This is a genomic window from Vibrio sp. 03_296 (genome assembly GCF_002265885.1).
Genome location: NZ_NPKW01000904.1, coordinates 1 through 782, shown reverse-complemented (window position 1 = coordinate 782; position 782 = coordinate 1). Strand labels below are relative to the sequence as shown.

1 pseudogene is annotated in these 782 nt (G+C 37.1%); it reads left to right on the top strand.

The features are described from left to right. Positions 1 to 609 precede the first annotated feature (609 nt). A pseudogene (locus tag CIK04_RS28740) lies at positions 610 to 782 on the top strand (ParA family protein); the annotation flags it as partial.

Here is a 782-nt window from a genome sequence, read left to right as displayed (position 1 = left end):
GAATGATCAAAGCATCACTTGATCATTCTTCCAAAGTACACAAAATGAACATTTCCATGTTTTACGCCATCGTCGAAAGCATGATCAAGCATGTCGACATCTATCTGGGTTGATGGACATTGGCCTCTTTTGCGCTCAAACGAGTTGATTCGTTCTTTTTATAGAATAGGACTGAGGCTTTTTTTGAACGTAATTTTGTACAAAAATATCGACGCTCGGAATGACTCACTAACTCACCATGTTGCTTGATTGAACAAATGGACCTCGTATTTACCTAGTGGCATAACGTTTTGATACGYACTGTTAAAATTCATCTTACATTGACCGTAGTTTAGTGACCAATGTCAATCGTTCCGAGTATTTTGACTTTACATTGTAAATATGTAGTCGCGTAATCATTTAATCTTTGCTCCTTTGTTTGCTACAGCTTGTCTAGATTTTAAATAAGAATTTTCTCAATTAGTCAGTCTTTGCTGTTTTTTACATCATTATGACGTGAAGAATTCATTTTTATGTGATTATTCTTCAAAATGACCGTTCACCTTTTTGTTGTCATAAGTTGAAAGTGCTGTACAATCGGGTGAAAGATATTTCTTAAAGGRATAGACAATGAAAAGAGAAAAAACGATCGAAAATCTCATGCAGTTGGCTGAATCAACCCAACAGGTGCAAGCCGACCGTATTGAGATAGTGCTAGAAGAGCGCAGTGATGATTATTTTCCGWCCGATGTCAAAAGCATTGAATGGAAACGCGTTCTGGATTAACCCGACGTAAGTTGGAC